This window comes from Pseudomonas sp. NFX1, assembly GCF_051123555.1.
Lineage (GTDB): Bacteria > Pseudomonadota > Gammaproteobacteria > Pseudomonadales > Pseudomonadaceae > Aquipseudomonas > Aquipseudomonas capeferrum.
In genome coordinates, this window is sequence record NZ_CP169366.1 from 5,922,058 (window position 1) to 5,947,339 (window position 25,282).

Annotated in this window: 27 protein-coding genes; 7 read left to right on the forward strand and 20 right to left on the reverse strand. The window is 63.2% G+C overall.

What is annotated here, in order from left to right; translation table 11 throughout:
• The first annotated feature begins 14 nt into the window (after positions 1-14).
• Together DJ563_RS26670 and DJ563_RS26675 are read left to right on the forward strand one after the other, a co-directional pair.
• Positions 15-980 (forward strand): flagellar protein MotY, encoded by a 966-nt coding sequence (locus DJ563_RS26670; RefSeq protein ID WP_434518602.1) that lies wholly within the window; start codon positions 15-17, stop codon positions 978-980.
• Between the two features lie 169 nt (positions 981-1,149).
• A complete protein-coding gene (locus DJ563_RS26675) occupies positions 1,150-2,367 on the forward strand; it encodes an argininosuccinate synthase (protein WP_274099372.1) in 1,218 nt (405 codons plus the stop codon).
• A gap of 69 nt (positions 2,368-2,436) precedes the next feature.
• Here DJ563_RS26675 and DJ563_RS26680 read toward each other — a convergent pair whose 3' ends face one another.
• The gene (locus DJ563_RS26680; RefSeq protein ID WP_274099371.1) at positions 2,437-2,880 is read right to left on the reverse strand and encodes a hypothetical protein; all 444 of its coding nucleotides are present in this window, start codon (positions 2,878-2,880) and stop codon (positions 2,437-2,439) included.
• A 369-nt stretch (positions 2,881-3,249) separates the two neighbouring features.
• On the opposite strand from DJ563_RS26680, the gene DJ563_RS26685 reads away from it, so the two are divergent.
• Positions 3,250-3,876 (forward strand): response regulator transcription factor, encoded by a 627-nt coding sequence (locus tag DJ563_RS26685; protein ID WP_033702663.1) that lies wholly within the window; start codon positions 3,250-3,252, stop codon positions 3,874-3,876.
• A gap of 45 nt (positions 3,877-3,921) precedes the next feature.
• Here DJ563_RS26685 and DJ563_RS26690 read toward each other — a convergent pair whose 3' ends face one another.
• The 7 genes from DJ563_RS26690 to metG form a co-directional block, all read right to left on the reverse strand.
• Entirely contained in the window at positions 3,922-4,098 is a 177-nt protein-coding gene (locus DJ563_RS26690) for a PA3496 family putative envelope integrity protein (protein ID WP_027594199.1), read from the reverse strand.
• 104 nt (positions 4,099-4,202) lie between these two features.
• Positions 4,203-4,841, reverse strand: coding sequence for an endonuclease III (gene nth, locus DJ563_RS26695; RefSeq protein ID WP_033702661.1), 639 nt, complete (start codon positions 4,839-4,841; stop codon positions 4,203-4,205).
• A 4-nt stretch (positions 4,842-4,845) separates the two neighbouring features.
• Positions 4,846-5,370 carry an NADH:quinone oxidoreductase gene (locus DJ563_RS26700; RefSeq protein ID WP_434518603.1) on the reverse strand — a complete coding sequence of 175 codons (525 nt, stop codon included), beginning with the start codon at positions 5,368-5,370 and terminating at the stop codon, positions 4,846-4,848.
• Positions 5,363-5,965: an RnfABCDGE type electron transport complex subunit G gene (locus tag DJ563_RS26705; protein WP_274099369.1), complete on the reverse strand. Its 603-nt coding sequence runs from the start codon at positions 5,963-5,965 to the stop codon at positions 5,363-5,365. Before DJ563_RS26705 ends, DJ563_RS26700 begins: the two co-directional genes overlap by 8 nt.
• Positions 5,962-6,930, reverse strand: coding sequence for an RnfABCDGE type electron transport complex subunit D (locus DJ563_RS26710; protein ID WP_274099368.1), 969 nt, complete (start codon positions 6,928-6,930; stop codon positions 5,962-5,964). The genes DJ563_RS26705 and DJ563_RS26710 overlap by 4 nt, the downstream gene beginning before the upstream one ends.
• Positions 6,927-7,475, reverse strand: a complete 549-nt coding sequence (locus DJ563_RS26715) for an Rnf-Nqr domain containing protein (protein WP_434518604.1) — start codon at positions 7,473-7,475, stop codon at positions 6,927-6,929. Before DJ563_RS26715 ends, DJ563_RS26710 begins: the two co-directional genes overlap by 4 nt.
• A gap of 87 nt (positions 7,476-7,562) precedes the next feature.
• Positions 7,563-9,608 (reverse strand): methionine--tRNA ligase, encoded by a 2,046-nt coding sequence (gene metG / locus DJ563_RS26720; RefSeq protein ID WP_434518605.1) that lies wholly within the window; start codon positions 9,606-9,608, stop codon positions 7,563-7,565.
• A 158-nt stretch (positions 9,609-9,766) separates the two neighbouring features.
• Here metG and apbC point away from each other — a divergent pair, with 158 nt between their 5' ends.
• Complete coding sequence (gene apbC / locus DJ563_RS26725; protein ID WP_434518606.1) at positions 9,767-10,861, forward strand: iron-sulfur cluster carrier protein ApbC; 1,095 nt, start codon at positions 9,767-9,769, stop codon at positions 10,859-10,861.
• Between the two features lie 132 nt (positions 10,862-10,993).
• Here apbC and DJ563_RS26730 read toward each other — a convergent pair whose 3' ends face one another.
• On the reverse strand, positions 10,994-11,203 hold the full coding sequence (locus DJ563_RS26730; RefSeq protein ID WP_012273869.1) for a cold-shock protein: 210 nt from the start codon (positions 11,201-11,203) through the stop codon (positions 10,994-10,996).
• 338 nt (positions 11,204-11,541) lie between these two features.
• On the opposite strand from DJ563_RS26730, the gene dcd reads away from it, so the two are divergent.
• Positions 11,542-12,108 (forward strand): dCTP deaminase, encoded by a 567-nt coding sequence (gene dcd, locus DJ563_RS26735; protein WP_012313046.1) that lies wholly within the window; start codon positions 11,542-11,544, stop codon positions 12,106-12,108.
• Positions 12,109-12,202: 94 nt separating this feature from the next.
• Positions 12,203-12,430 carry a hypothetical protein gene (locus tag DJ563_RS26740; protein ID WP_274099499.1) on the forward strand — a complete coding sequence of 76 codons (228 nt, stop codon included), beginning with the start codon at positions 12,203-12,205 and terminating at the stop codon, positions 12,428-12,430.
• Between the two features lie 10 nt (positions 12,431-12,440).
• Here DJ563_RS26740 and pdeM read toward each other — a convergent pair whose 3' ends face one another.
• The 11 genes from pdeM to DJ563_RS26795 form a co-directional block, all read right to left on the reverse strand.
• Positions 12,441-13,094: a ligase-associated DNA damage response endonuclease PdeM gene (pdeM, locus tag DJ563_RS26745; RefSeq protein ID WP_434518607.1), complete on the reverse strand. Its 654-nt coding sequence runs from the start codon at positions 13,092-13,094 to the stop codon at positions 12,441-12,443.
• Complete coding sequence (locus DJ563_RS26750; RefSeq protein ID WP_434518608.1) at positions 13,091-15,544, reverse strand: ligase-associated DNA damage response DEXH box helicase; 2,454 nt, start codon at positions 15,542-15,544, stop codon at positions 13,091-13,093. Before DJ563_RS26750 ends, pdeM begins: the two co-directional genes overlap by 4 nt.
• A 68-nt stretch (positions 15,545-15,612) precedes the next feature.
• Entirely contained in the window at positions 15,613-16,728 is a 1,116-nt protein-coding gene (locus DJ563_RS26755; RefSeq protein ID WP_274099502.1) for a succinylglutamate desuccinylase/aspartoacylase family protein, read from the reverse strand.
• A gap of 83 nt (positions 16,729-16,811) precedes the next feature.
• Complete coding sequence (locus DJ563_RS26760; RefSeq protein WP_274099503.1) at positions 16,812-18,470, reverse strand: ATP-dependent DNA ligase; 1,659 nt, start codon at positions 18,468-18,470, stop codon at positions 16,812-16,814.
• Positions 18,467-19,483, reverse strand: coding sequence for a ligase-associated DNA damage response exonuclease (locus DJ563_RS26765; RefSeq protein WP_434518609.1), 1,017 nt, complete (start codon positions 19,481-19,483; stop codon positions 18,467-18,469). Before DJ563_RS26765 ends, DJ563_RS26760 begins: the two co-directional genes overlap by 4 nt.
• A 105-nt stretch (positions 19,484-19,588) precedes the next feature.
• The gene (locus DJ563_RS26770) at positions 19,589-19,930 is read right to left on the reverse strand and encodes a hypothetical protein (protein WP_434518610.1); all 342 of its coding nucleotides are present in this window, start codon (positions 19,928-19,930) and stop codon (positions 19,589-19,591) included.
• A gap of 104 nt (positions 19,931-20,034) precedes the next feature.
• Complete coding sequence (locus DJ563_RS26775; RefSeq protein WP_434518611.1) at positions 20,035-22,476, reverse strand: penicillin acylase family protein; 2,442 nt, start codon at positions 22,474-22,476, stop codon at positions 20,035-20,037.
• 210 nt (positions 22,477-22,686) lie between these two features.
• On the reverse strand, positions 22,687-22,890 hold the full coding sequence (locus DJ563_RS26780; protein ID WP_033702646.1) for an SEC-C metal-binding domain-containing protein: 204 nt from the start codon (positions 22,888-22,890) through the stop codon (positions 22,687-22,689).
• A gap of 7 nt (positions 22,891-22,897) precedes the next feature.
• Positions 22,898-23,374 carry an LEA type 2 family protein gene (locus DJ563_RS26785; RefSeq protein WP_274099512.1) on the reverse strand — a complete coding sequence of 159 codons (477 nt, stop codon included), beginning with the start codon at positions 23,372-23,374 and terminating at the stop codon, positions 22,898-22,900.
• Between the two features lie 2 nt (positions 23,375-23,376).
• Entirely contained in the window at positions 23,377-23,853 is a 477-nt protein-coding gene (locus DJ563_RS26790) for a YchJ family protein (RefSeq protein WP_274099507.1), read from the reverse strand.
• Between the two features lie 2 nt (positions 23,854-23,855).
• Positions 23,856-24,350 carry a DUF6231 family protein gene (locus tag DJ563_RS26795; protein ID WP_274099508.1) on the reverse strand — a complete coding sequence of 165 codons (495 nt, stop codon included), beginning with the start codon at positions 24,348-24,350 and terminating at the stop codon, positions 23,856-23,858.
• A gap of 160 nt (positions 24,351-24,510) precedes the next feature.
• Between DJ563_RS26795 and DJ563_RS26800 the strand changes: the two genes are divergently transcribed.
• Positions 24,511-25,203, forward strand: a complete 693-nt coding sequence (locus tag DJ563_RS26800) for an OmpA family protein (RefSeq protein WP_274099509.1) — start codon at positions 24,511-24,513, stop codon at positions 25,201-25,203.
• The last annotated feature ends 79 nt before the right edge of the window (positions 25,204-25,282 follow it).

Consider the following 25,282-nt stretch of genomic DNA (forward strand, 5'->3'; position numbering starts at 1 on the left):
TTGTGGAGCCGCCCGTGCGCCAGCGTTACCTAGCCCTGTTCACCCTGTTCGCCAGCCTGCCGGCCGGTGCACTGACTTTCCAGACGCGCATGGAGAACATTGCCTGGCAAGTCGAGGGCGACCAGTTCGAGTGCCGTCTGATCCAGCCGATCGACGGTTTTGGCAGTGGCGAATTCGTGCGCCGGGCAGGTGAGCAGCCGGTGTTCCAACTGCGCTCGCACAGCAATGCGCTGGGGGCCGGGCCAGCCACGCTGCTGGCGGCGGCGGCGCCCTGGCAGCCTGGGCGCGGTGACATCAACCTGGGCACCGTGCGCATGGCGCGCACGGGCGTGCTGTTCAGCTCGTCCCAGGGCCAGGCCAGCCGCCTGATCAATGGTTTGCTCGATGGGCGCAGCACGGTGGTACGCAACTACACCGGGGAGGCTGGCCGGGCCATTGAAGTGCGGGTGCTGCCGGTCAGTTTCGCCAAGGCCTATGGCGACTACCAGGTGTGTGCCAGCAAGTTGCTGGCGATGAACTATGACCAGGTTCGCCAGACTCAGGTGGGTTTCCCTGGCGGTGGCATCGAACTTGACGATTCGGCCAGGGCACGGCTGGATGTGGTTCTTGACTATATGAAGGCTGACCCGACGGTTAATCACATCGAGCTCAACGGCCATTCCGACAACAGCGGCAATCGCCTGACCAACCGTGATTTGTCCCGGCGCAGGGCGATGGCAGTGGCGGACTATTTCAAAGCCCATGGCGTGCCGGAGGCGCAGATCACCGTGCGCTTCCACGGCGAGCGGTATCCGCTGGCGAAGAACAACAGTGCTGCCAACCGGGCGCGCAACCGGCGTGTGAATATCGAACTGGATCGGGTTGCAATCGCTGAGGCACCCGTCGAGAAGCCGGTGGAAAAACCTGTGCAGCAGCCTGCTGCTGCCAGTCCGCCTGCTGCCGCGCCGGCGTCCCCGGCACCGGGTGCGAAAGTGCCCTGACAGTGAGGTGGGCGTCGCTCCATCTCGCAGGCGTCAACCAGCGCCCGACAGACGTCGCGCCATCGACAATTCCTGTCGCTTTGTCGTCAGAAGCTGTCGCCCCACTGTAAATTTTTCCATAACGCCGTTAGAATCGACCCCTTTCCGTACAACCCCGTGGAGTGATGGCATGGCGGACGTAAATAAGGTCGTACTGGCGTATTCCGGCGGCCTTGATACTTCGGTGATTCTCAAGTGGCTGCAGGATACCTACAACTGCGAAGTGGTGACCTTCACCGCTGACCTGGGTCAGGGCGAAGAGGTCGAGCCGGCCCGTGCCAAGGCACAGGCAATGGGTGTAAAAGAGATCTACATCGACGACCTGCGCGAAGAATTCGTGCGTGACTTCGTGTTCCCGATGTTCCGCGCCAACACCGTCTACGAAGGCGAGTACCTGCTGGGTACCTCCATCGCCCGTCCGCTGATCGCCAAGCGCTTGATCGAAATCGCCAACGAAACCGGTGCCGACGCCATTTCCCATGGTGCGACCGGTAAAGGCAACGACCAGGTTCGTTTCGAACTGGGTGCCTATGCGCTCAAGCCGGGCGTCAAGGTCATCGCCCCTTGGCGTGAGTGGGACCTGCTGTCCCGCGAGAAGCTGATGGACTACGCCGAGAAGCATGGCATCCCGATCGAGCGTCACGGCAAGAAGAAGTCGCCGTACTCGATGGACGCCAACCTGCTGCACATCTCCTACGAAGGCGGTGTCCTGGAAGATACCTGGACCGAGCACGAGGAAGACATGTGGCGCTGGAGCGTCTCTCCGGAGAACGCCCCGGACCAGGCTACCTATCTTGAGCTGACCTACCGCAACGGTGACATCGTCGCCATCGATGGTATCGAGAAGTCCCCGGCTACCGTCCTCGCCGACCTGAACCGCATCGGTGGTGCCAACGGCATCGGCCGTCTGGACATCGTCGAGAACCGTTACGTCGGCATGAAGTCCCGTGGCTGCTACGAGACCCCTGGCGGCACCATCATGCTGCGCGCCCACCGTGCGATCGAGTCGATCACCCTGGACCGCGAAGTCGCTCACCTGAAAGATGAGCTGATGCCGAAGTATGCCAGCCTGATCTACACCGGTTACTGGTGGAGCCCGGAGCGTGTGATGCTGCAGCAGATGATCGACGCTTCGCAGGTCAACGTGAATGGCGTGGTACGCCTGAAGCTGTACAAGGGCAATGTCACCGTGGTTGGCCGCAAGTCGGACGACTCGCTGTTCGATGCCAACATTGCGACCTTCGAGGAAGATGGCGGCGCCTACAACCAGGCGGACGCTGCCGGCTTCATCAAGCTCAATGCGCTGCGTATGCGCATTGCCGCCAACAAGGGCCGTTCGTTGCTCTGAGTATTGGCGCGCATTGTAAGAACCCCGGCTTAGGCTGGGGTTTTTTTTGCGTCGACATCCAGCCGGTCCTCATCCCCTGAGATTGGCAGCATCTTGCTCGAGGGTGCAGACCGACAGCCTTGCGCATTGGTTTTTCTCGAGATTACAGAAGCGCCAGCTGTGCGCGGGTTCAGGTGATTGCGCGAGGGCAAGGCGGATTTGCTGTTCCAGCATAGGTTGGGCATCTGGGCCAGAGAAGATAAGGGTAATAGGCTCGGCTACTTCCAAGACTGTTGGCGAGGGTCTGTCGTTGGGTGTTTTGCTTGATACAGGATTGTAGAACGACTTGTAATTGAAGTTCAGCGTCAAGAAGAAAAGCGCTGTAAGGAAAAACGGAAAGCCTACCAGGAACCATGTATAGAGACTCTGGCTGGATTCGCTGAGAAACGGCAGTGTCGCAAGGGCGGATGCTTCTATGATCCCCGCGAAAATGGCAATGATCGTCAGCGGGGCGACAGGTTGTGCTTCGGGCATGAGGGCTGTCTCCTGCGGTTTTGCTTATCATTACCTGACACTGGTGCTCAACTAAAGATTGGATTTTTTCCCAGTTGAGAAATGTCTTTAAATAGGTGTTGAGCCTGATTTTTTCAGCGTCTGTGAAGTGGAATAATCTGCACGCGAAGGTTTGTTTTCAGCTGCTCATATCAATTGAATCTGTGATAGATGTTAATTGCGGGTCATTAAGTTTTACGGTTGGGGCCGTACATGCCTTTGTAGGAAAATTCTGTAAGTGTTGTAGGTTTTCTCTATTCATGAGTTTCACTGGCAAATCGTTGCACCCTGAAGCGTTCTGTCGGTTATCGTGGCGTGCCACAGCAAAAATCAATAATGAATGGATATCGCATGAATAAAGTCCTTATCGTGGATGATCATCCGGTTATACGCCTGGCCGTGCGCATGCTGATGGAGCGGCACGGGTACGACGTCGTTGCGGAAACCGATAACGGCGTGGCCGCCTTGCAACTGACGCGTGAACACCTACCGGATATCGTGGTGCTTGATATCGGTATTCCAAAACTCGATGGCCTTGAAGTCATCGCCCGCATGGCAGCCTTCAGCCCAGGCAGCAAAGTGCTGGTGCTGACCTCGCAGGTGCCTGGCAATTTTTCGATGCGCTGCATGCAGGCGGGGGCGGCGGGTTATGTGTGCAAACAACAGGAGTTGACCGAGCTGCTAAGCGCCATCAAGGCCGTACTGTCAGGCTACAGCTACTTCCCCAACCAGGCCTTGCATGCGTCACGGGGCAGGGGCAGTGGTGGCAGCGAGACGGATATGGTCAACCGGCTCTCTGCCCGGGAAATGACGGTTTTACAGCAGCTGTCGCGCGGGCGGTCCAACAAGGAAATTGCCGACAGCATGTTCCTCAGCAACAAGACCGTCAGCACGTACAAGTCACGCTTGCTGCTCAAGCTTAACGCCAGGTCGCTGGTAGACCTGATTGAACTGGCCCAGCGTCACGGCCTGAACTGACCGCCAGCATACAAAGCCTCCCTGAGGGAGGCTTTGCAAAAAAAGCTACAGATCGTAGTCGAAATCGGCCAGTTGTTTCTGCAGTCGCCGCTCTTCCAGCAGGTTGTCGATCGTGCGGCGTTTGCTCAAGTTGGTCTTTGCAGTTTCTACCTGGGGCTCCGCTTCATCATCCGCGGCAACAAAATCATCTTCGATTGACAGGTCGTCTTTATCGGCACTCATGAGTCGCTCCAAGCCAAGGGGCCATTGGCCGTCCTTATAACCAGAAAGCTGACGCTGGTAAAAAAGATTTTTTCAATCGTACCGGGTGGTTTTTCGCTATCGGCTCAATCGTCAGACGTCTTCTGCTTGTATTCGCAGAGGTCTTCGATCCGACAGCTCCCGCACCTGGGCTTGCGTGCCTGGCATACGTAGCGCCCATGCAGGATGAGCCAGTGATGGGCATCGAGCAGGTAGTCCTTGGGGACGAACTTGACCAGCTTCTTCTCGACCTCGAGCACCGTTTTGCCCGGCGCTATGCCGGTACGGTTACTGACCCTGAAAATGTGCGTATCCACCGCCATGGTCGGCTGCCGGAATGCCGTGTTGAGCACCACATTGGCAGTCTTGCGCCCCACGCCAGGCAGCGCTTCAAGGGCTTCCCGGGTTTCTGGCACCTGGCTGTCGTGGCGCTCGATCAGCAGTCGACAGGCCTCGATCACGTTCTTGGCTTTGCTGTTATAGAGCCCGATGGTCTTGATGTATGCGCTCAGCCCTTCGACGCCCAGGGCATAGATCGCTTCCGGCGTATTGGCGACGGGGAACAGGCGCGCGGTGGCCTTGTTCACGCCTACGTCAGTGGATTGCGCTGAAAGCGTGACGGCGACGAGCAGTTCGAACGGTGTGGTATAGGCCAGTTCTGTTTTCGGGTCGGGATTGTCTTCGTGCAGCCTGCGAAAGATCTCCAGGCGTTTTGCGGCATTCATGGAATCAGCGCTTTCCTTGACGACGTGGGTGGGCGGTGCCCGGACGCAGGTGATTGTACAAGGCCAACAGCAGTCCGAGCAGTAGCAGCGCGCCAGGGGTGAGGCTGGCAAGGTGCAGGCCCAGCCCTTCGGCCAGCCATTGGCGGCAGGCGCCGAGCAGCAGGCAGGCGCCCAGCAGGCCAGCCAGATGCAACAACAGTGTGCGCCAACGCCCTTCATGCGGCAGCAGATAGTCTGCTGTCAGGCACGGCAGGCACAGTAGTGCAGGGTACGGGCCCAGCAGCAGTGCTACCGGCAGCAGCCAGGCCCGCAGGGCCAATTGCAGGCAACTGGCCAGGGCCGCCAATAGCAGCAGGCTTGCCAGCATGTGTGCGGCGCCCTCCAGGCGGTTGCGCAACGGCACCAGCAGTACTTGATGCAGGCCGATCATCATCACCGCGCACGCACCTAAGACTGCGGCCAAGAGCAACGTTTGCGTGGCCCCTAGAAGGGGAGCAAGGCTGGCGGCCAGCAGGTAGCCCTTATTCATCGGCAGGGTCCCCAAGGAGGTCATGGCGATGTTCATCGAAATAGCTCAGGGCGTCTTGCAGTGCCTCGATAACCGCCCGCGAGGTCACTGTCGCGCCTGCCAGTTGGTCGAAATCGCCCTGGTCGCGCTTCAATGCCCAGCGATCACTCAGGCGGCGATTGGCAAATTGCTGCAGCCAGTTCACTTGCGGGTCGACAAGGCGCCCACCGAGCCCAGGGCTTTCCTGCTGTTCGACCACCTGGCTACCGATCAGTCGCCCATCTGGGGCGATGGCGATGCTCAGTACCACTGGCCCTGCATAGCCTTGGGCCTGGGTCACCAGGACGATGGCCGCAGGCTTGCCCGCCAGCGTAGCCCGGTAAGCAGCCACGATGCGACTGTGCGGGCGATGCGAGGCAGGCCTTGGCAGTGGGGTATCCAGCGGCAGGTTGTCGTAACTGGCCCCGGGCAGGACGGCGAGCCTCTGACGGCTCTGTAGCTGCTTTTCGGCTTGGCTGACGGCGGGTAGGGTCCATTCGCGCCAGATCAGCGTGGTCGACAATGCCAGTGCCGCAGTTACCAGCAGCAACCCTGCCGTGCGCACCCGGGGGCTCACCGGGCAGCCTGCTGGCGGCGCAAGGCCAGCCGTTCAAGGCTGGGGACCGCGAGGTTCATCAGCAGGATGGCGAACGCCGTGCCGTCGGGGTAACTGCCCCAGGTGCGGATCAGGTAGATCAACAGGCCTACAGCAAAGCCGAACACCAGCTTGGCCCAATCGCTTCTGGGGCCGGAGACAGGCTCGGTGGCGATGAAAAAAGCGGCCAGCATGGTCGAGCCAGAAAACAGGTGCAGCAAGGGGGAGCCATTGGAATCCGAACCTGAGCCGTTCCAGGCCAGCAGGCTGAACAGCGACAACCCCGCCAGCAAACCTGCTGGCGCATGCCAGCTGAACACCTTGCGCTGCAAGAGAAACAGCCCACCCAGCAAAAACGCCAGGTTGGCCCATTCCGCCCCACGCCCGCCGATACTGCCGAAGCCCGGGTGGCTGGCGAACAACTCATCAATGGTCAGGCTGCGGTTGTGGCGCAGGCCATCGAGTAGGGTCGGCTGCGCCCAGGCATCGATGTGCTCGGCGCCGCCAAATACCTGCTGCAGGGTCTCGAACAAGCCAGCTGGCTGACCTGGCCAATGATTCATCTGCAAGGGAAAGCTCAGCAACACGAAGGCATAGCCCAGCATGGCCGGGTTGAACAGGTTGCGACCGACCCCGCCAAAGGCTTGTTTACCGATGCCGATAGCCGTGCCAGCGGCGACCATGGGCAGCCACCATGGGGCCAGGGTGGGCAGTGCCGCCGCCAGTAGCACGGCGGTCACCAGCGCGCTACCGTCAGTCAGTGCCAAGCTGACGGGCTCGCCACGCAGCTTCAATAGCAGTGCTTCACAGAGCAGCGCTGCACTGGCACACAGCAGCAGGTTGCACAGCAGCCCCCAGCCCTGCAGCCACAGTAGTGTCAGCAAACCCGGGAGGCAGGCCAGTAGCACCAGGGCCATGCTCGTGCGCAGGCGGGGGTCGGGCTTCATTGCACAAAGAGTCCGTTGAAGCCGGAAAACGCCATGGCCATCACTCCGGCGCCAAGCAGCTCTATGGGCAGGCCGCGCAGGGCGACAGGGATGTCGGCCTGGGCGCTGCGCTGGCGCAAGTCGGCGAAAAGAACCAGAGCAAGCCACAAGCCTGCGCCTGCCAGCAGGCCTTTGGTCAGGGTTGCCGACCAGGCAGTGCCGTCACCTGCCCCTTGCAGCGCCAGGCCCAGCACGCTGGCGTTGCACAGCAGCAGCGCGGGCAGGTCAGCCACCGGCCAACCAGGGCGCAGCCTTGCCAGTGCCCTGGGTACGCCGAATGCCAGAAGCGCCAGCCAGGGCAGCAACAGGAACAGGCTGAGGTCGTGGAGCTGCCAAGGGTCGAGCACCAGCCATCTCAGCAGGTGGGCGCCGATCAGCCCCAAAACGACGGACAGGGCGCACGCCAGCCCGAGCACATGTAGGCGCAGCCGGGATGTCGGCTGTTGCGCCAAGCACAGATGATTGACCAGCGTGGCGCTGACCAGAACCAGAATGTAGTCACTCATGAACTGACGATAGCCGGGAATCACAGCGATTGTCCGGCATTCAGCGGGGGATGGAACTGCCCCGGCACTGAGGCCGGGGCAGGAGGCTTACTTGATGCGTTGGCCGGGTTTTGCGCCGCTGTCGGGGCTGAGCAGGTAGATCTCTTCACCGCCAGGGCCGGCAGCCATGACCATGCCTTCGGATACGCCAAAGCGCATCTTGCGAGGCTTGAGGTTGGCTACCATCATGGTCAGGCGGCCTTCCAGCTTGGAAGGGTCCGGGTAGGCCGACTTGATGCCAGAGAACACGTTGCGGCGTTCGTCACCGATGTCCAGCGTCAGTTGCAGCAGCTTGTCGGCACCTGCGACGGCCTCGGCCTTGACGATCAGGGCCACGCGCAAGTCGACGGCGGCAAAGGTGTCGAACTCGATTTCCGCCGACAGCGGCTCCTTGGTCAGCTCGCCATTGCCGGCCGGGGCCTGGGCCTGGCCGGCAGCAGCCAGCAAGTCTTCCTTGCTCGCGGCGACCATGGCTTCGACCTTGGCCGGTTCGATGCGGCTCATCAGTGCCTTGAAGGCGTTCAGGCGGTGGTTTTCCAGGCGCGACTGGTGGTCGTTCCAGATCAGCGGCGCGACATTGAGGAAGGCCTCGGCGTCGGCAGCCAGCACCGGCAGTACCGGTTTGAGGAAGATCACCAACTGGCGGAACAGGTTGACGCCCTGGGCGCAGATGGCCTGCACCTCGTCCTGCTTGCCTTCCTGCTTGGCCAGCGACCAAGGGGCCTTGTCGGCGATCCAGGCGTTGGCACGGTCGGCCAGGGCCATGATTTCGCGCATCGCACGGGCGAAGTCGCGGCTCTCGTAGGCTTCGGCGATGGAAGGCGCGGCGGCCAGGAAGGCCTCGGTCAGCTCAGGTGCGGCATCGCCGGCCACCATTACACCTTCGTTGCCTTTGTGAATGAAGCCTGCGCAACGGCTGGCGATATTGACCACCTTGCCGACCAGGTCGGAGTTGACCTTCTGCACGAAGTCTTCCAGGTTCAGGTCCAGGTCATCCACGCCACGGCCCAGTTTGGCCGCGTAGTAGTAGCGCAGGTATTCCGGCTGCAGGTGGTCCAGGTAGGTGCGCGCCTTGATGAAGGTGCCGCGCGACTTGGACATCTTGGCGCCGTTGACGGTCAGGTAGCCGTGCACGTTGACCGCGGTCGGCTTGCGGAAGCCCGCGCCTTCGAGCATGGCCGGCCAGAACAGGGCGTGGAAGTTGACGATGTCCTTGCCGATGAAGTGGTACAGCTCGGCAGTGGAGTCTTCTTTCCAGAATGCATCGAAGTCCAGCTCCGGGCGGCGCGCGCAGAGGTTCTTGAAGCTGGCCATGTAGCCGATTGGCGCATCCAGCCAGACGTAGAAGTATTTGCCCGGCTCGCCCGGGATCTCGAAGCCGAAGTACGGCGCATCGCGGGAGATGTCCCACTCCTGCAGGCCAGAGTCCAGCCATTCGGCGAGCTTGTTGGCGACGGCCTCCTGCAAGGTGCCGCTGCGGGTCCACTGCTGCAGCATCGCCTGGAAGTCGGGCAGCTTGAAGAAGAAGTGCTGGGAATCACGCAGCACTGGGGTGGCGCCGGAGATGGCCGATTTGGGGTTCTTCAGCTCAGTGGGGGCGTAGGTGGCGCCGCACTTTTCGCAGTTGTCGCCGTACTGGTCTTCGGCCGCGCACTTGGGGCAGGTGCCCTTGATGAAACGGTCGGCCAGGAACATGCCCTTTTCAGGGTCGAAGTACTGGGTCACCGAACGGGTGGCAATGTGCCCGGCTTCACGCAGGCGCGTGTAGATCAGGCCGGACAGCTCGCGGTTCTCTTCGCTGTGGGTCGAGTGGAAGTTGTCGAAGTCCACCAGGAAATCGGCGAAGTCGCCGCTGTGCTCGGCCTGGACGTTGGCGATCAGCTGTTCGGGCGTGATGCCTTCCTTTTCGGCGCGCAGCATGATGGCCGAGCCGTGGGCGTCGTCGGCGCAGACGTAGATGCACTGGTTGCCGCGCAGCTTCTGGAAGCGGACCCACATGTCTGTCTGGATGTACTCGAGCATATGGCCAAGATGGATTGATCCATTGGCATAGGGCAAGGCGCTGGTGACGAGAATCTGACGTGGCTCGGACATGGTGGCTCGGCTACTTATCTGGCTACGGGGTAAAAATGAGGGTGATCGGCCACTATAAAGGGCTGGCGAAGATATTTCACCCCACAGACGCACCTGCTGACGATTGACGGGTTAGGATAGGCGCCTGTTTTACATTCAGTTTGCCAATGGGAGTCTCCATGAGTGCCGTCACCCGTGCCGCCGTCGAAGGCGTGCTTCGCCAGTACACCGACCCCTACCTGAACCAGAATCCAGTCAGCGCCGGCTGTGTGCGCGCCATCGATATCCAGGGCGGTCAGGTCAGTGTGCAGTTGCAACTGGGGTATGCCGCAGGGTTGTTCAAGAACGGCTGGGCCCAGGTACTGCAGACAGCAATCGGCAACCTTGATGGCGTCAGCAGCGCCCAGGTGTCGATCGACTGCGTGGTCGCCGCGCACAAGGCCCAGGCCCAGGTGCCGGCCATGGCCAACGTCAAGAACATCATCGCAGTGGCTTCGGGCAAGGGTGGCGTCGGCAAGTCGACCACTGCTGCCAACCTGGCCCTGGCCCTGGCCCGGGAAGGCGCCCGGGTAGGTATTCTCGACGCGGATATCTATGGCCCAAGCCAGGGCGTGATGTTCGGCATCGCTGAAGGCACCCGGCCACAGATTCGCGAGCAGAAGTGGTTTGTGCCGATCAAGGCGCATGGTGTGGAAGTCATGTCCATGGCGTTTCTCACTGACGACAACACGCCGGTGGTATGGCGTGGCCCGATGGTGTCCGGTGCGTTGCTGCAACTGGTGACCCAGACCGCCTGGGATGACCTCGATTACCTGGTGATCGACATGCCGCCTGGCACCGGTGACATCCAGCTGACCCTGGCGCAGAAAGTGCCGGTTGCTGGTTCGGTGATCGTCACCACCCCGCAAGACCTGGCCCTGCTGGACGCCAAGAAGGGCGTGGAAATGTTCCGCAAGGTCAACATCCCGGTGCTGGGTGTGGTGGAGAACATGGCCGTGCACATCTGTTCGAACTGTGGCCATGCCGAGCACCTGTTCGGCGAAGGTGGTGGTGAAAAACTGGCGGCCCAATACGGCGTCGATCTGCTGGCCTCGCTGCCGCTGTCGATGCTGATCCGTGAGCAGGCCGACAGCGGCAAGCCGACGGCGATTGCCGAGCCGGAAAGCCAGATCGCCATGGTCTATCAGGAGTTGGCTCGCCAGGTGGGCGCGCGCATCGTCCTGCAGGAAGCGGCGGCGCCGGCGATGCCGAACATTACCATCAGCGAGGATTAATACCCTTGACGCTGTAGCGGTCTCTGCAGGAGCGGCCTGGCAAGGCCGCTTCTACAGGGCATGCGATTGCAGCAGGCATAAAAAAACCCGCCAGAAGGCGGGTTTTTTGAAAGCTTGTAAGCTTAGATCGACTTAGGCGATCTGAACTTCTTCAGCCTGCATACCTTTCTGGCCGCGGGTAGCGACGAAGGTAACAGCCTGGCCTTCTTTCAGGGTCTTGAAGCCGTCAGCTTGGATGGCTTTGAAGTGTACGAAGAGATCGTCACCCGACTGAGGGGTGATGAAGCCGTAGCCTTTCTCATCGTTGAACCACTTAACGGTACCGTTTTGGCGATTGGACATGTTTCTGTCTCCTTGGACAAAGTTGATTACGGTCAGGAAAAACCCTGCCCGGGACTGAGTGCAAAGAGAGCAGAAAATTCAGAGATGGGCCGATCAGATCGTGCATCAAACTAGAGATTCTCGGTGTCACGTGCAGCACAGTGGCGTCACCTTACCCCACTTTCTGCAACCTGCCAATGGCCAGAAGCCGCTTTACTGAAATTCAGATCGGCGGCGGCTGTAGGCCCCGCCCGGCGGGGATTATAGCCAGAATGAAGGATGGAACTTTGAAGCGAGCGCCGGGACCGGTAAGATGCGCCTCACGATTTTCACCTAGCAACTCTTCAGGACACCCCGCCATGAGCATCAAATCGGACAAGTGGATTCGCCGCATGGCGCAGGAACACGGCATGATCGAACCGTTCGTCGAGCGCCAGGTGCGCGGCGAGCACGACAGCCGGGTCATCTCCTTCGGCGTCTCCAGCTACGGCTACGACGTGCGCTGCGCCGACGAATTCAAGGTGTTCACCAACATCAATTCGGCCACCGTCGACCCGAAAAACTTCGACGCCGGCAGCTTCGTCGACGTCAAAAGCGACGTCTGCATCATCCCGCCAAACTCCTTCGCCCTGGCCCGCACTGTGGAGTACTTCCGCATTCCACGCAACGTGCTGACCATCTGCCTGGGCAAAAGCACTTACGCGCGCTGCGGCATCATCGTCAACGTCACCCCGCTCGAGCCGGAGTGGGAAGGCCACGTGACCCTGGAATTTTCCAACACCACCACCTTGCCGGCAAAAATCTATGCCAACGAAGGTGTGGCGCAGATGCTCTTCCTCGAATCCGACGAAGAGTGCGAAGTGTCGTACAAGGACCGCGGCGGCAAGTACCAGGGCCAGCGCGGCGTCACCTTGCCACGCACCTGAGCCGACGAGCGCGGGGAATTCCCCGTGCGTTTGGTACTCCAACGGGTAACTGCCGATGTGCATGACGCGTATCGGCGCCCGTCAGGAGCCGCCAATGAAACTCCATCCCGCAATCAGTGCCAAGCTGGCTGGCTTGCAGCCCAATCAGATCGGGTTGTTGCCGTGGTCATTGCTGGCGCATCCGCTGCCGATGCAGGCGGGGGGCGTGCCTCATCAGCCAGGTCCCGATACCCCGCAACCACCGCAACCCGGTGAAACGCCGCCCATGGAGCCAGGTGAACCGACCTTGCCCGATGAGCCGCCTCCCGCGCCGGTCGCCTAAGCCGGTGCTGCTATAGCGCCCATACCCGTTCAGCGCCGGTCAGAAACACTCGGCTGGTGCTATCGGGGTGGACGCGCCAGCCACCGGTGAACTCACCGAAGGCGGGTAGCAGGCTGACTTTGTCATCGATCAGAAAGCAAGGCAGGCGCAGTCGCTGCCTGGCTCGCCCCTGCAAGACGAACACAGGGTGAACATGCCCGGCCAGCACTGGGTGCTGAGGGTGGGTGACAGGCTCGTGCTGCAAGGCAAAGGGCGCCAACACCCACGGTTCTTCCACCACCTCGATATCCAGTTCAGCCGGTGGGTCGCCCGCGTGGCGATCATGGTTGCCACGCACCAGCACCATCCGTAGCTCGGCATGCCGTTGGCGCCACGCCTGCAGCCTGGCCAGCGTCGCAGGTGCGCGCGCGGTGCGGGCATGCAGGAAATCGCCGAGGACCACCAGTAATTGGCAGTCATGGCTGGCCAGCAGGGTATCCAGGCGTGCCAAGGTGGCTTCGGTGGTGCCGCGCGGCACGGGTTGATGAAGGGCGCGATAGCTGGCGGCCTTGCCGATATGCACATCGGCTACCAGCAGGGCGCGGCGGGCAGGCCAGTACAGGGCTTTGTCCGGCAACAGCCAAAGCGTTTCTTCGCAGTGTTCGATGGCCAGGTAATCATTCATCGCCTTCCACTCGCTGCGGTTTCCAGGTCTGCCACCATCCGCGCAATGCGGTCAGCCAGTTTCTCCGTGCTCAAGGTCTCGCGCATCCCTTCCACCAGCAAGGCAAAGGCCAATGGGCCTGGGCGGCGCAACTCACGCAGGTCCAGCCGCAGTTGGCCCATCTTCAGCAACTGGCGCTGCAGCCGATCGATCTCCAGTTCTTCGCGCAGTACTTCGTCCCGGGCCTGGCCCAGCAGCAAATTTCCGGCATCGTGTTTGCGAAACACCTCGTAAAAAAGCCCGCTCGACGCCTGGATCTGCCGGGTGCTCTTTTGCGCTGCCGGGTAGCCGCCAAACACCAGCCCGGCGATCTGGGCGATTTCGCGAAAGCGCCGCAGCGCCATCTCGCCCGCGTTGAGGCTGGCCAATACGTCCTCCAGCAGCTGCTCGGGCGATAGCGCAGTGGGCAAGTGCGCCGCCCAGTCCACGGCGCTCGGGCTGAGCAGTTCAAAGCCATAGTCACTGACGGCGATGGACACAGACAGTGGCTGTACCCGGCTGACCCGCCAGGCAATCAGGTTGGCCAGCCCCAGGTTGGCCATACGCCCGGCGAACGGATAGAGAAACAGGTGCGAGCCCTGGCGTGATTTCAGGGTTTCTGCCAGCAGCGTGCCGGTGGTCGGCAGGGCCGACCAGCGGGCCTGCAGCTCCAGCAGGGGGCGTACGGCGCGCATTTCCGGGCCGTCGTAATGTTGGTGGGCAGCGGCATCGAGCTGTTCGACCAGGGCATCGGCCAGTTCGCTGGACAGTGGCATGCGCCCGCCATTCCAGCGTGCCACGGCGGCGTTGCGCGAGGTGCTGCGGCGTACGTAGGCGGTCATGTTTTCGACCCGCACCAACTCCAGCACCCGGCCGGCGAAGACCAGGCTGTCACCCGGACGCAGGCGGGCGATGAAGGCCTCCTCGACACTGCCCAGCGACTTGCCGCCACCGCCCTTGCTCCAATACTTGAGCTGCAGGCTGGCGTCGCTGACGATGGTGCCGATGCCCATGCGGTGCCGGCGTGCCAGGCGCTCGCTGGCAACCCGCCAAACGCCGTCGGCCTGGGCCTCGACACGCTGGTAGTCGGGGTAGGCGCTGAGCGAGTTGCCGCCGTGGCAGACGAAGTCCAGCGCCCACTGCCACTGGCTGTCGCGCAACGTGCGAAAGGCCCAGGTGCTGCGCACTTCGTCGAGCAGATGATCGGGCCGAAAGCCGCTGCCCAGGGCCATGCTGACCAGGTGTTGCACCAACACATCCATGCACAGGCGTGGCGAACTTCGGGCCTCGATCTGCCCGGCAAGCAGCGCCTTTCGGGCCGCCGCCGCCTCCACCAGCTCCAGGCTGTGGGTGGGCACCAGGGTCACTCGCGAGGGGCGCCCGGGGGCATGCCCGGAGCGCCCGGCGCGCTGCATCAGTCGAGCGATACCTTTGGCCGAGCCGATCTGCAACACCCGCTCCACAGGCAAGAAGTCCACGCCCAGGTCCAGGCTGGAGGTGCAGATGACCGCTTTCAGCGTGCCTTGCTTCAGGTTGCGTTCGACCCAGTCGCGGGTATCGCGGGCCAATGAGGCATGGTGCAGGGCGATCAGGCCGGCCCAGTCTGGGCGTGTATCGAGCAATGCCTGATACCAGAGTTCAGCCTGGGCCCGGGTGTTGGTGAAGACCAGGCTGCTGGCGCTATTGTCGATTTCCCTGCTGACCTGGTCGAGCATCTTCAGGCCCATGTGCCCTGCCCAGGGAAAACGCTCGATCGCCGTGGGCAGCAAGGTGTCTACCTGCAGTTGTTTGTCCTGTCGGCCTTGTACCAGCAACCCTTCTTGGGGCAACAGCACCTCAAGGGCGTGTTGCAGATTGCCGAGGGTGGCCGACAGCCCCCATGTCAGCAACTGCGGGTGCCAGTGACGCAGTCGCGCCAAGGCCAGTTGCAATTGTACGCCACGCTTGTTGCCCAACAGCTCATGCCATTCGTCCACCACCACCAGGCGCAGGCCTGCGAAGTCATCGCGGGCCTGTGCCCGGGTCAGCAGCAAGGTCAGGCTTTCGGGAGTGGTGATCAATACGCTGGGCAGGCGTCTTGCCTGCCGCGCACGCTCTGCGCTGCGGGTATCGCCACTGCGGACCCCAACGCTCCAGTTCAGCCCCAGTTCATCGAGCGGTGCTTGCAAGGCGCGCGCGGTATCGGTGGCCAAGGCGCGCATGGGCGTGACCCAAAGCACCTGCAAGGGGGCCGGTTGGCGGCCAGAGGGGCTGGTGGCGAATGCGCGAAGCGCTGCCAGCCAGACCGCGTAGGTTTTACCGGCGCCGGTACTGGCGTGCAACAGCCCGGATTCACCGCGCTCGACGGCTGCCCAGACACGCCGCTGGAAGGCGAACGGCTTCCAGCCGCGCTGGGCGAACCAGGCATTGGCGAGGTCGGTGGAGGCGGGCATGGGGGCAGGTGATCCTTCGAAGGCTGTGCTTCTACTGACCGCTTGCCCGGCCGATTGGTTTTACCGGATCAGTTGCCCAGCAGGTAGCCGCTGCGGCACACCTGCTCGCCCGCCACATGGGCGATGACCATGCCCGCCGTCGCCATGCGCCGCACGCTGCGGGCGTACAGCAGGCCGGGTTGGCTGTTGCGCACGGCGGTTACCCGGTCGTTGAGCGGGTCGATGACTTCGGCGATCAACTGGTCGGCTTGCAGGTGCTGGCCTGGCCGGGCGTGGTACACCAGCAAGCCGCCCAGCGGCGCAGTTATCGGTTCCACGGCGGCTAACGGCGTGGCCGGGCGGGGCAGCGGTGGAAGGGGCGCGTGGGCCCCTTCGATGACGCCGGCATGGGTCAGGAAGTCGAGTATCGCCTGGCAGTCCTTGCCGGCCAGTTCGTGGCTAACATCCGCCTGCCCACGCAACTCGACGGTCACCGCACAGCAGCCCAGCGGGATCGGGAAACGCTTGCCGAAGCGTTGCTGCAACTGCCACCAGACCAGGCTGAAACATTCATCGAACGATTGCCCGCCGGAGTCGGTGGCCAGCAAGCTGGCCTGGGCCCCCAGATAACGGGCCAGTGGCTCGATCTGAGGCCAGGCTTCGGGTGTGGTGTACAGGTGCTCGACGGCTTCGAAGTCGCAGTGCAGGTCCAGTATCAGGTCGGCGTCACAGGCCAGGCGCTGCAGGATCAGGCGCTGGGCCTGGAGGGGCGTGCGGGTGGGGTGTGCGTCCAGCCCGCGGCGCAGGTATTCACGGATCAGGGCAATGTTGTGGGCCGGGTCCTGGGTCAGGTGCTGTTCGATCTGATCGCCGATGCTGTCTGACAGGTCGACGAAATTGCGATTGAAGTTCTCGCCGCTTTGCAGTTCGAAGCGCCCCAGCGGGGCGTCCAGCAGTACCTGTTCCAGGCCTACCGGGTTAGCCACCGGCACCAGGATGATTTCCCGTTGCAGACGGCCCTGCTGCTCCAACTCGGCCAGCCGCCGCTTGAGGTGCCACGCCACCAGCATGCCGGGCAGTTCGTCGGCATGCAGCGAGGCCTGGATGTACACTTTGCCACCACCGCGTGGGCCAAAGTGGAAGCTGTGCAGTTGGCGTGAGATGCCCGGTACGGGGGCGAGCAGGTCGTGGGTCGAATGGTGCATGGGGGTCCTGGCTACGTGGCGAAAACGGTCTGCGACACGGGTCGGCACAAAGATAGAAGCATAGTTTGCCACTCTGTGCCTCTTCAGATCAGCAATGCCTGCAGTGTGGCCAGGTCGTCGGCTTCTTCCACCGGTTTGTCCAGGCGCCAGCGCAGCATGCGCGGAAAGCGCACGGCGATGCCGCTTTTGTGGCGGCTGGACAGGGCAATGCCCTCGAAGCCCAGTTCGAAGACCAGCGTCGGGGTCACACTGCGCACCGGGCCGAACGTCTCAATGGTAGTCTTGCGGATGATCGCGTCGACCTTGCGCATCTCTTCATCGCTCAGCCCGGAATAGGCCTTGGCGAAGGGTACCAAGGCCCGGTCGGGGCTGCCCGGGGGCGCGTTCCATACGGCGAACGTGTAGTCGCTGTAGAGGCTGGCGCGGCGGCCATGGCCGCGTTGGGCGTAGATCAATACGGCATCGACACTGAACGGGTCGATCTTCCATTTCCACCAGGTGCCCATGTCCTTGGTGCGGCCTACGCCATACAGGGCCTCACGCTGCTTGAGCATCAGGCCTTCCACGCCCAGGCTGCGCGACTGCTCACGTTGCTCGGCGAGGTCGGCCCAGCTCAGCCCTTCGAGCAACGGCGAAAGCAGCACCGGCGCCAGCGGGTACTCTGCTACCAGGCGCTCCAGCTGCCGACGACGCTCATGCTGCGCGCGGTTGCGCCAATCCTCGCTCTGCCATTCCAGCAGGTCGTAGGCCTGCAGCACCACGGGGGCGTCAGCCAGCAGCTTCTTGCCCAAGGTCTTGCGGCCCAGGCGCTGCTGCAGCAGGGCGAAGGGCTGCACGGCCAGCGCACCGCGGGTGGCGCCAGGCTTCCAGACCAGAATCTCGCCATCGAGCACAACGCCATCCGGCAAGGTTTGCGCCAAGCTGTGCAGCTCGGGGAAGCGATCGGTGACCAGTTCTTCGCCGCGTGACCAGACCCACAGCTGGCCGTCACGCTTGACCACCTGGGCGCGGATGCCGTCCCATTTCCATTCGACCTGCCAATCGCTCGGGGGCCCAAGCAGCGCATCGAACTGCTCGGTTGGCGCCTGCAACGCATGCGCCAGGAAGAATGGATACGGCTGGCCGCCGCGCTGGCTGTGCTCATCGGCCGACTCGGCGGCCACCAAACGGTGGTAATCGGCGGCGCTGGGGCGGTGGCCGATGTCGGTGTAGCCGACCAGGCGCTGGGCTACGCGCTTGGCGTCGAGGTCTGCCAGCTGAGCCAGGGCGCGGGTGACCAGCAGCTTGGACACGCCGACGCGAAAGCTGCCGGTGATCAGCTTCAGGCACAGCATCAGGCTGGGCCGGTCGAGCTGCGCCCAGAGCGGTGGCAGGCGCTGGCGGATCTCTTCGGGTGGCAACCCGCGAAGGGGCAACAGGTGAGCCTCGACCCAGTAGGCCAAGCCATCGTCGCTGCCCTGGCTGTTCTGAGGCAGCAGCAACGAAATGGTCTCGGCAAGGTCGCCCACGGCTTGGTAACTCTCTTCGAACAGCCAGTCGGGCAGTGCTGCCAGCGCAGTGGCCAGTTCACGCAGCACACGGGTGGGCACCAGTTGCCGGGGGCGGCCACCGGCCAGGAAGTACACGGCCCAGGCCGCATCGTCGGCAGGGGCCTGGGCAAAGTAATCGCGCAACGCTTCGAGCTTGGCGTTGCTGGAGGTGGTCGCGTCCAGGCGCAGGTACAGCGCGGCAAAGGCCTTCATGCCTCGGCACCGGCGGGTGTCGACTCGTCTTCATCGCCGTATTCGGTGGCGAAGGCGCGGGCATCCAGGCCCTGTTCGTTGAGATAGCGCACCAGCACGTTGACCGAACCATGGGTGACCATCACCCGCTGTGCACCGGTCTGGCCGATGGCCCACAGCAGCCCTGGCCAGTCAGCATGGTCCGACAGCACGAAGCCGCGGTCGACGCCACGCCGGCGGCGTGTACCGCGCAACAGCATCCAGCCGCTGGCGAAGGCATCGCTGTAGTCGCCGAAGCGGCGCATCCAGCTGCTGCCGCCGGCTGACGGTGGGGCCAGGACCAAGGCCTGGCGCAGCAACGGGTCGTTGCGTGGGATATCGCCGGCATAGCGGGTTTCTGGCAAGTACACGCCTGCCTCTCGGTACACCCGGTTCAGCGGCTCGACCGCACCGTGGACCAGAATCGGCCCGATACTCGCGTCAAGCCCATGAAGGATGCGCTGCGCCTTGCCGAAGGCGTAGCAGAACAGCACGCTGGCTTTGCCCTGATCGCGGTTGGCCCGCCACCAGGCATTGATGCCGGCAAAGACTTCGGCTTGGCTGGGCCAGCGATAGATCGGCAGGCCGAAGGTCGACTCGGTGATGAAGGTGTGGCACGCCACGGGCTCGAAGGCTGCGCAGGTGCCGTCGGGTTCGACTTTGTAGTCGCCCGAAGCGACCCAGATTTGGCCCTGGTGTTCCAGGCGCACTTGCGCCGAACCCAGTACGTGACCGGCCGGGTGCAGGCTCAGGGTAACCCCGTGGTGGCGGATGCGCTCGCCGTAGGCCAGGGTCTGCAGGTCGATAGCCTGGCCCAGGCGACTGCGCAAGATACCTTCGCCAGAGGCGGCGGTGAGGTAGTGGCGATTGCCGGTACGCGCGTGGTCACCGTGGCCATGGGTGATGACGGCACGGTCCACCGGCCGCCAGGGGTCGATGTAGAAATCACCGGGCGGGCAGTACAGGCCTTCGGGGCGGGCGATGACGAGGTCCATGGCACGGCGGCTGGCAAAGGGCTTGCTAAGTCAGAGCGTGGCAGGTATCGGGAAGTTCGAATTCTAATCGAGCAGGCAGCCCTGGGGCAGGGCTGCCTGGGGTCATCAGGAGATCGCTATCTTCCAACCGGACAACTGAGCGTCGGAGACGCTGATTTTTGCAACGCGCTCAATGTTGAGGCGCTTGCCATCGTGCATGAGGTAGGGGGAGGTGTGGAAGTGGTCCCACACGGTTTCGGCATCTTCGGGCAGCAGGTCCTCGGTATCGTAGGTGAACGCGATGGTGGCTGGCGAGGTGGTGGCCGGGGCGTCGACATCGCTGTCGGAGATCAGCCGGTAACTGGCTACCTCGTTGCCGACCCAAATCTGCGCATTAACGGTAGCGCCAGCCGGGACGTCAAGCGTATCTGGCCAGGAAACTTCGATGTTGAGCGTTTCAGTAGTCATGGTGGCATCCTCATTGGAAATGGCCGCACTCGATAGGCATTACCCAGTGCGGTGCCGAGGATTCTAAGAGCCCGACGCGCTGTTGATCAGAGGGAAACTGGCCTCTAGCGGCCAGGTACCAAGGTCAGCCGCGGGTTGCCATAGGCCCGCCCAAAGTTTTGCGGTTGCAGCGGCAGGCTCATGAAGCGGCCCTTGAACCAGGCATCCAGCCCATCGCCGTAGTGCTGGCTGGCCGGGTTGCCGGACTGGCCGCTGCTGGTCAGTACCTGCAAGGGTTCAGCCTGGCCGAAGTCGACGACCATGCGTGCCGAGGCCGGCAGGCGCGTGTCGAAGTCATTGCCCCAGGCGTAGGGTGTCAGTGCCAGGGTACTGAAATCGCCACCGGCAGCCAGCGGTGAGCGGCTGACAGTGTCCCCCAGGCCGTGATAGGCCGGTGCTGGCCAGCGGTACTGGTGCAGTTTGCCCCATTGCCAGGCACGGCGGTCGGCGCCGAGTTGCGCAGTGCCTGCATCCACCGCAGCGGCCAGGCTGCGGGCGAGGATTGCCGGCTTGTCTTCCTTCTGCGGTGTGCTGCGGTCATCCCAGAACGGGCTGTCTTCGCGGCCCAGCAGGTGGTCGGCCTGGGCCGAGTAGGACAAGCGGGCATTGCTGACGAACGCCTGCCAGGCAGGGCTGGACACCGGCCCGAGGTCGTCGAGGAACGTTTCGCGGGCGAACGCCTGGAGGAACAATTCGTACAGTGCGGCATCCGCCGACACCGGGCTCAGGCGGCCATCGAACGCCTTGAGCCGGGCCAGGGCGTCGCGGGCCTTGTCGCGCTGAGCGGGTGGCAGTGCCTCGATCGCCTGCTTGAGCGGCTGGCCCATGCCCGGGGCGTCGAACATCTGCTTGAGCTTGTCGGCCAGCAGGGTGACTTGGTCGTTCTGCAGGGCCATCAGGCTGCGGCTGTCGTGGCGGCCGTTAACGGCCAGCTGGGCCAGGCGCTCGGCGCGTTCGGGGTAGTACCAGGTGTTGGACAACTGCATGCCGTAGCCGCGCGGCAGGCTGCGCTGGTTGGCGTGGCCGATCCAGCCGGCGGGCGGGTCCTGGTCGTAAGGGTGCAGCATCGGGTCTGCGTAGCCGTCCCAGTCGTAGCGCCCGTCCCAACCGGGCGAGGGCAGCAGGCCCTGGCCTTCGCGGCGGTTGGGGTAGCGTCCGCTGACCTGCCAGCCGATGTGATCAGGCTCGGCGAAGACGAAATTGAGCGCCGCGGCAGCGACTTCACGGGTGCTGTCGAAAGCGCGTTCGACCGTTTTGGCACGGGTCAGGTCGAACAGCGCGTCAAGGCTACGGTCGCCCTTCAATTGCGGCAGGGCCAAGGCCAGGCCCAGGCTTGCGCTACCCGGCTGGGCGAGCAGGGTACCGTGGCGTGTGTCGTACATCACCTCGCGCAGAGGGCGTTGGCCGCGCACGAAGAAGGTTTCGCTGCGCGCCCGGGCCGGCTGCCACTTGCCGTCGGCCAGGTAGCTAAGCTGGTTGCCTTGGCGGCGCAGTTGTTCCAGGTACAGGTCCTGGTTGTCGGCCATCACGGCGCTGCTGCTCCAGGCGACTTTGCCGTTGTAGCCGGCCAGTACGATCGGCAGGCCTGGCAGTGACAGGCCGGCGACCTGGTACTTGCTGGTGTGGATTTGCACCGGGCTCAAGGCCCAGGCCGCTTGGCTGTCGCTGGCCAGCAGGCTCTTGCCGCTGCGGCTGCGCTGGGCTGCCAAGGCCAGGTTGGCCGAGCCGGGGCTGCCGAGCAGGTCGAGGTCGGCGAGTTTCTGGCTGGCCGCCGCCAGGGCCGGCAAGCCGGGTAGCTGGCTGGCCAGGTTCAGGCCCTTGAGCTTGTCCACTTCGGCGTCGGCCAAGGGCTCGTCCGGGGCGCCGGGCAGCAGCCAGGCCAGCTTGTCGCTGCCGACCTTCTGCGCCAAGGTCAGGGCGCTGAGTTCCTCTTGCAGGTTCACTGACTGGCTGAAAGCGTAAAGGCTGAAGATCAGCGCCGAGTCTTCTGGTTTCCAGTACTCGGGGCGATGGCCGCTGCTGGCCAGGCCGGTGGGCAGCTTATCGCGGTAGCGGAACAGGTAGGCGTTGACCCCGCGGGCGTAGACCTCGAAGAAGCGCTTGAGCCGTGGCGACGCGTCGGCGTATTGCTGGGCGGCGCTTTGCTTGAGGTTGGCGGCACGCATCAGGCGGTCGATGTCCAGTGCTTCGCTGCCGGCCAGTTCGGCAAGGCGGCCCTGGGCGAGCAGGCGCATGGCGACCATCTGCTCGATGCGATCACCGGCATGTACATACCCCAGGCTGAACAGGGCGTCATGGAAGTTGCCGCTCTCGATCAGCGGAGCGCCCATGGCATTGCGCCGTACCGAGACGTTTTGCGCCAGGCCCTTGAGGGGTTGCACGCCGGTGGTCGGTGGCACGCTGCCCTGATAGCCGCCCATCTGGCAACCGGCGAGTCCGAGCGTGCCGAGCAGCGTGGCAGCGGTCGTGAACCGCAGGCGGAAGGGAGGAAAGGCGGGGGCGGCCATGACAAGGGCTCCTGCAAGGCGTGGCGGGGGTTTGGAAGGCGCTAAGGTAGTGAGCGCGCAGGCGCGGTGCAAGGTGCTGGGGCGGTTTATTTACGAATGGTAGGGGAGAATCGAGGTGCTTGGCTTGGGTATTGAGGTGTTGTCGAGATCGAGCGCCCTCATGCTCAAGGCATGTACGAGGCGCTCGATTTCATCAGCACAACGGTCGCATCAGGCGCCGTGGCACTTCTTGAATTTCTTCTCGCTGCCGCAGGGGCAAGGATCGTTGCGGCCAACGTCCTTCAGGGCATTACGCACCGGCTCCTGATGGCCGTGGTTGCAGTGCGGGCCGTGCACATGGCCATGGTCGTGATCGTGCGGGTGATCATGATCGTGGTTGCAGTCAGGGCCATGAACATGGGGTTGCTGGGTCATTGCAGGGTTACTCCGGTAAGAAATCACCGGGGATTATCTCACCACTGCGCGACAAGTGCAGGTCCCGATGGATGAGTAGCCCCGTGGCCAGTTCCCCCTGCAGGGTGTAGTGCAGCGGTTGTTCGCTTTTAAGCAGTTTGGCCAGTGGCTTGAGGTGCTGCCACAAGTTGGTCCGCGCGGTGATCTTGAACGTGCGCCGGGCATGGCCGCCAACGCTGCGCCATACGCTGGTCTCATCCTGCACCAGCAGCAGGTCGTTGAGCCGTATCGAATACGCCAGGCTACGGATGAACAGCCGGCTGTCGTTCGGGTTGTCGACACGCAGGTGCAGCACGAATTCCTGCTGCAGCAGCCTGGCCTTGACCGTCTCGACCTTGACCAGGTGTACCTCGGGTTCGCGCCAGTCGTCGCCGCCCCAGCTGGCGCAGCCGGCCAGCAGGGCCAACAAGGCGCCAAGCATGAGCACGCGGGCCTGGGCGATCATGTTCAGCTGGCCACGTAGCTTGCGCAGCATTTCTTGAATTTCTGACCGCTGGCGCACGGGCAAGGGTCGTTGCGCCCGGCCTTGAGCCCGACCGTGGGGTCGATGAAGTACCAGCGCCCATCATGCTGGACGAACGCCGAACGCTCGCGGTGTTGGTGATCGCCCTCCTGATCGTGCCAGCGAGCGGTGAAGGTGACAAAGCCGTGCTCAGGCTGACCACCCAGCACCTCGGCGTTTTCCACTTCCAGCCCCAGCCAGGTGCTCTGTGCGCTCCAGCTGGCCATGGCGGCGCGGTCCAGTTCCGCCTGCTGGGCCGGCAGGGTGGTGTGCACCAGGTAATCGACCAGGCCCAGCACGTAAGCGCTGTAGCGCGAGCGCATCAGCGTCTGGGCATCGGGGGCCGGGGTTCCGGCGTGGTAGTGCCCGCAGCAGGCGTCCAGCAGGTTGCCACTGCCACAAGGGCAGACCGAGACACTCATCATCACCACCAATACTTTCCAAAATTTTCAGGGTTGGCCCAGAATCGCGCATTGAGCCAGTCCGGGACTTGCTTGTAGTCATGTAGATCATAGGTGAACAGGCTCAGTACCTGCCCTTCACGACGGAACTTTTCGCTGGCCGACAAGGCCAGGGCGAAGAAATCGGTGTCTTGCCAGCCGCAAGCCGAGAGATCGGCCAGCACAGCAACCCGGCTGGCATTGAGGTTGCGAATGCCACCGAGCAGTTCCAGGCCCGTGCGTTTGGGCAGGTGCTCCAGGCAGTCCACCAGTACCGCCAGGTCGAAGCGCTGGTTTGCCAGGTCAACCGGCAGCGGCCCAGGCGCGGTCGTTGCAATCGCCACCTGCGGGTGAGCCTGGGCAAAGGCGTCCAGCGCCGGGAAGCGTGTGCCTACCAGCAACAGGCGTTGTGGGGTGAAACGCTCGAGCAGGGCTGCCAGGGCCTGCTGGGGAGTGCGCTGGGAAAAACCGTCGGTCATTGCCAATCCTCGTTCAAGTCGTCCAAGACTAGCGGGCCGCAGCGCGTGGGCAAAGCGTCATGTAACTGCGTCGTGGCTTATTGCTGGCAGGGATGGATTGTGCGGTCTTTACTGCCAGAGATCGGCCTTATGCCGATTCCCCCTAGGAGATGCGACGAAAATGAGCATAGTACGCACAGCGATACCCCTGGTACTGCTCACCAGTGTGTTGACTGGTTGTGCAGGTTTGCAAAAGACCGACTGGCCGAAGTGTGCTGCCGTCGGGGGTGTAGGCGGCGCCGCCCTGGGCGCCATCGAGAGTTCCAGCTGGGCTGGCTGGGGCGCGTTGCTGGGCGGTGGCCTGGCGGCGGGCTATTGCTGGGCCCATGGCGATGGCGACGAGGATGGTGACGGCGTACCGGACAGCCGAGACAAATGCCCAGGCACCCCGCGCGGCGTGCAGGTCGATGCCAATGGCTGCCCACCGGAGCCGGTCGCGGTGGTCGAGGAAGTGGTGGTGCAGAAGGAAGAAGTCATCGTCATCCGTGACGTGCACTTCGAGTTCGACTCTGCACGCCTGACCGCAACCGATAAAGAGCGCCTCAACACCATCGCCACCCGCCTCAAGCAGGAAGCACCCAGTGCGCGGCTTAGCGTCAGTGGCCATACCGACAGTGTCGGGTCAGACAGCTACAACCAGAAACTGTCCGAGCGCCGTGCTCATTCGGTGACCGATTACCTGGTCGAAAGCGGCGTACCCCGCAGCAGCTTCGTCTCGGTGGTCGGTGCAGGTGAAACCCAACCTGTGGCAGACAATGCCACCGCCGATGGGCGCGCCATGAACCGTCGCACGGAGATCAAGATCCAGCGCTGACGGCCCGCGCCCGCGCCTTGGGCAGTGGCGCGGGCGCGCCTTCAAACCGGCAAGCCGGGTGTGGCCAATGACACAGGCA

Bases quoted from the DNA above. Each gene is read 5' to 3' on its own strand.
- DJ563_RS26770 (WP_434518610.1), bottom strand. From the start codon at position 19,930: ATGACTACTGAAACGCTCAACATCGAAGTTTCCTGGCCAGATACGCTT.
- DJ563_RS26775 (WP_434518611.1), bottom strand. From the start codon at position 22,476: ATGGCCGCCCCCGCCTTTCCTCCCTTCCGCCTGCGGTTCACGACCGCT.
- DJ563_RS26800 (WP_274099509.1), top strand. From the start codon at position 24,511: ATGAGCATAGTACGCACAGCGATACCCCTGGTACTGCTCACCAGTGTG.
- DJ563_RS26675 (WP_274099372.1), top strand. From the start codon at position 1,150: ATGGCGGACGTAAATAAGGTCGTACTGGCGTATTCCGGCGGCCTTGAT.
- DJ563_RS26760 (WP_274099503.1), bottom strand. From the start codon at position 18,470: ATGAAGGCCTTTGCCGCGCTGTACCTGCGCCTGGACGCGACCACCTCC.
- nth (WP_033702661.1), bottom strand. From the start codon at position 4,841: ATGAATGCCGCAAAACGCCTGGAGATCTTTCGCAGGCTGCACGAAGAC.
- DJ563_RS26795 (WP_274099508.1), bottom strand. From the start codon at position 24,350: ATGACCGACGGTTTTTCCCAGCGCACTCCCCAGCAGGCCCTGGCAGCC.
- DJ563_RS26790 (WP_274099507.1), bottom strand. From the start codon at position 23,853: ATGAGTGTCTCGGTCTGCCCTTGTGGCAGTGGCAACCTGCTGGACGCC.
- DJ563_RS26730 (WP_012273869.1), bottom strand. From the start codon at position 11,203: ATGTCCAATCGCCAAAACGGTACCGTTAAGTGGTTCAACGATGAGAAA.
- DJ563_RS26740 (WP_274099499.1), top strand. From the start codon at position 12,203: ATGAAACTCCATCCCGCAATCAGTGCCAAGCTGGCTGGCTTGCAGCCC.
- DJ563_RS26700 (WP_434518603.1), bottom strand. From the start codon at position 5,370: ATGAATAAGGGCTACCTGCTGGCCGCCAGCCTTGCTCCCCTTCTAGGG.
- apbC (WP_434518606.1), top strand. From the start codon at position 9,767: ATGAGTGCCGTCACCCGTGCCGCCGTCGAAGGCGTGCTTCGCCAGTAC.
- dcd (WP_012313046.1), top strand. From the start codon at position 11,542: ATGAGCATCAAATCGGACAAGTGGATTCGCCGCATGGCGCAGGAACAC.
- pdeM (WP_434518607.1), bottom strand. From the start codon at position 13,094: ATGAATGATTACCTGGCCATCGAACACTGCGAAGAAACGCTTTGGCTG.
- DJ563_RS26785 (WP_274099512.1), bottom strand. From the start codon at position 23,374: ATGATCGCCCAGGCCCGCGTGCTCATGCTTGGCGCCTTGTTGGCCCTG.
- DJ563_RS26710 (WP_274099368.1), bottom strand. From the start codon at position 6,930: ATGAAGCCCGACCCCCGCCTGCGCACGAGCATGGCCCTGGTGCTACTG.
- DJ563_RS26750 (WP_434518608.1), bottom strand. From the start codon at position 15,544: ATGCCCGCCTCCACCGACCTCGCCAATGCCTGGTTCGCCCAGCGCGGC.
- DJ563_RS26765 (WP_434518609.1), bottom strand. From the start codon at position 19,483: ATGGACCTCGTCATCGCCCGCCCCGAAGGCCTGTACTGCCCGCCCGGT.
- DJ563_RS26715 (WP_434518604.1), bottom strand. From the start codon at position 7,475: ATGAGTGACTACATTCTGGTTCTGGTCAGCGCCACGCTGGTCAATCAT.
- DJ563_RS26780 (WP_033702646.1), bottom strand. From the start codon at position 22,890: ATGACCCAGCAACCCCATGTTCATGGCCCTGACTGCAACCACGATCAT.
- DJ563_RS26690 (WP_027594199.1), bottom strand. From the start codon at position 4,098: ATGAGTGCCGATAAAGACGACCTGTCAATCGAAGATGATTTTGTTGCC.
- DJ563_RS26685 (WP_033702663.1), top strand. From the start codon at position 3,250: ATGAATAAAGTCCTTATCGTGGATGATCATCCGGTTATACGCCTGGCC.
- metG (WP_434518605.1), bottom strand. From the start codon at position 9,608: ATGTCCGAGCCACGTCAGATTCTCGTCACCAGCGCCTTGCCCTATGCC.
- DJ563_RS26680 (WP_274099371.1), bottom strand. From the start codon at position 2,880: ATGCCCGAAGCACAACCTGTCGCCCCGCTGACGATCATTGCCATTTTC.
- DJ563_RS26755 (WP_274099502.1), bottom strand. From the start codon at position 16,728: ATGCACCATTCGACCCACGACCTGCTCGCCCCCGTACCGGGCATCTCA.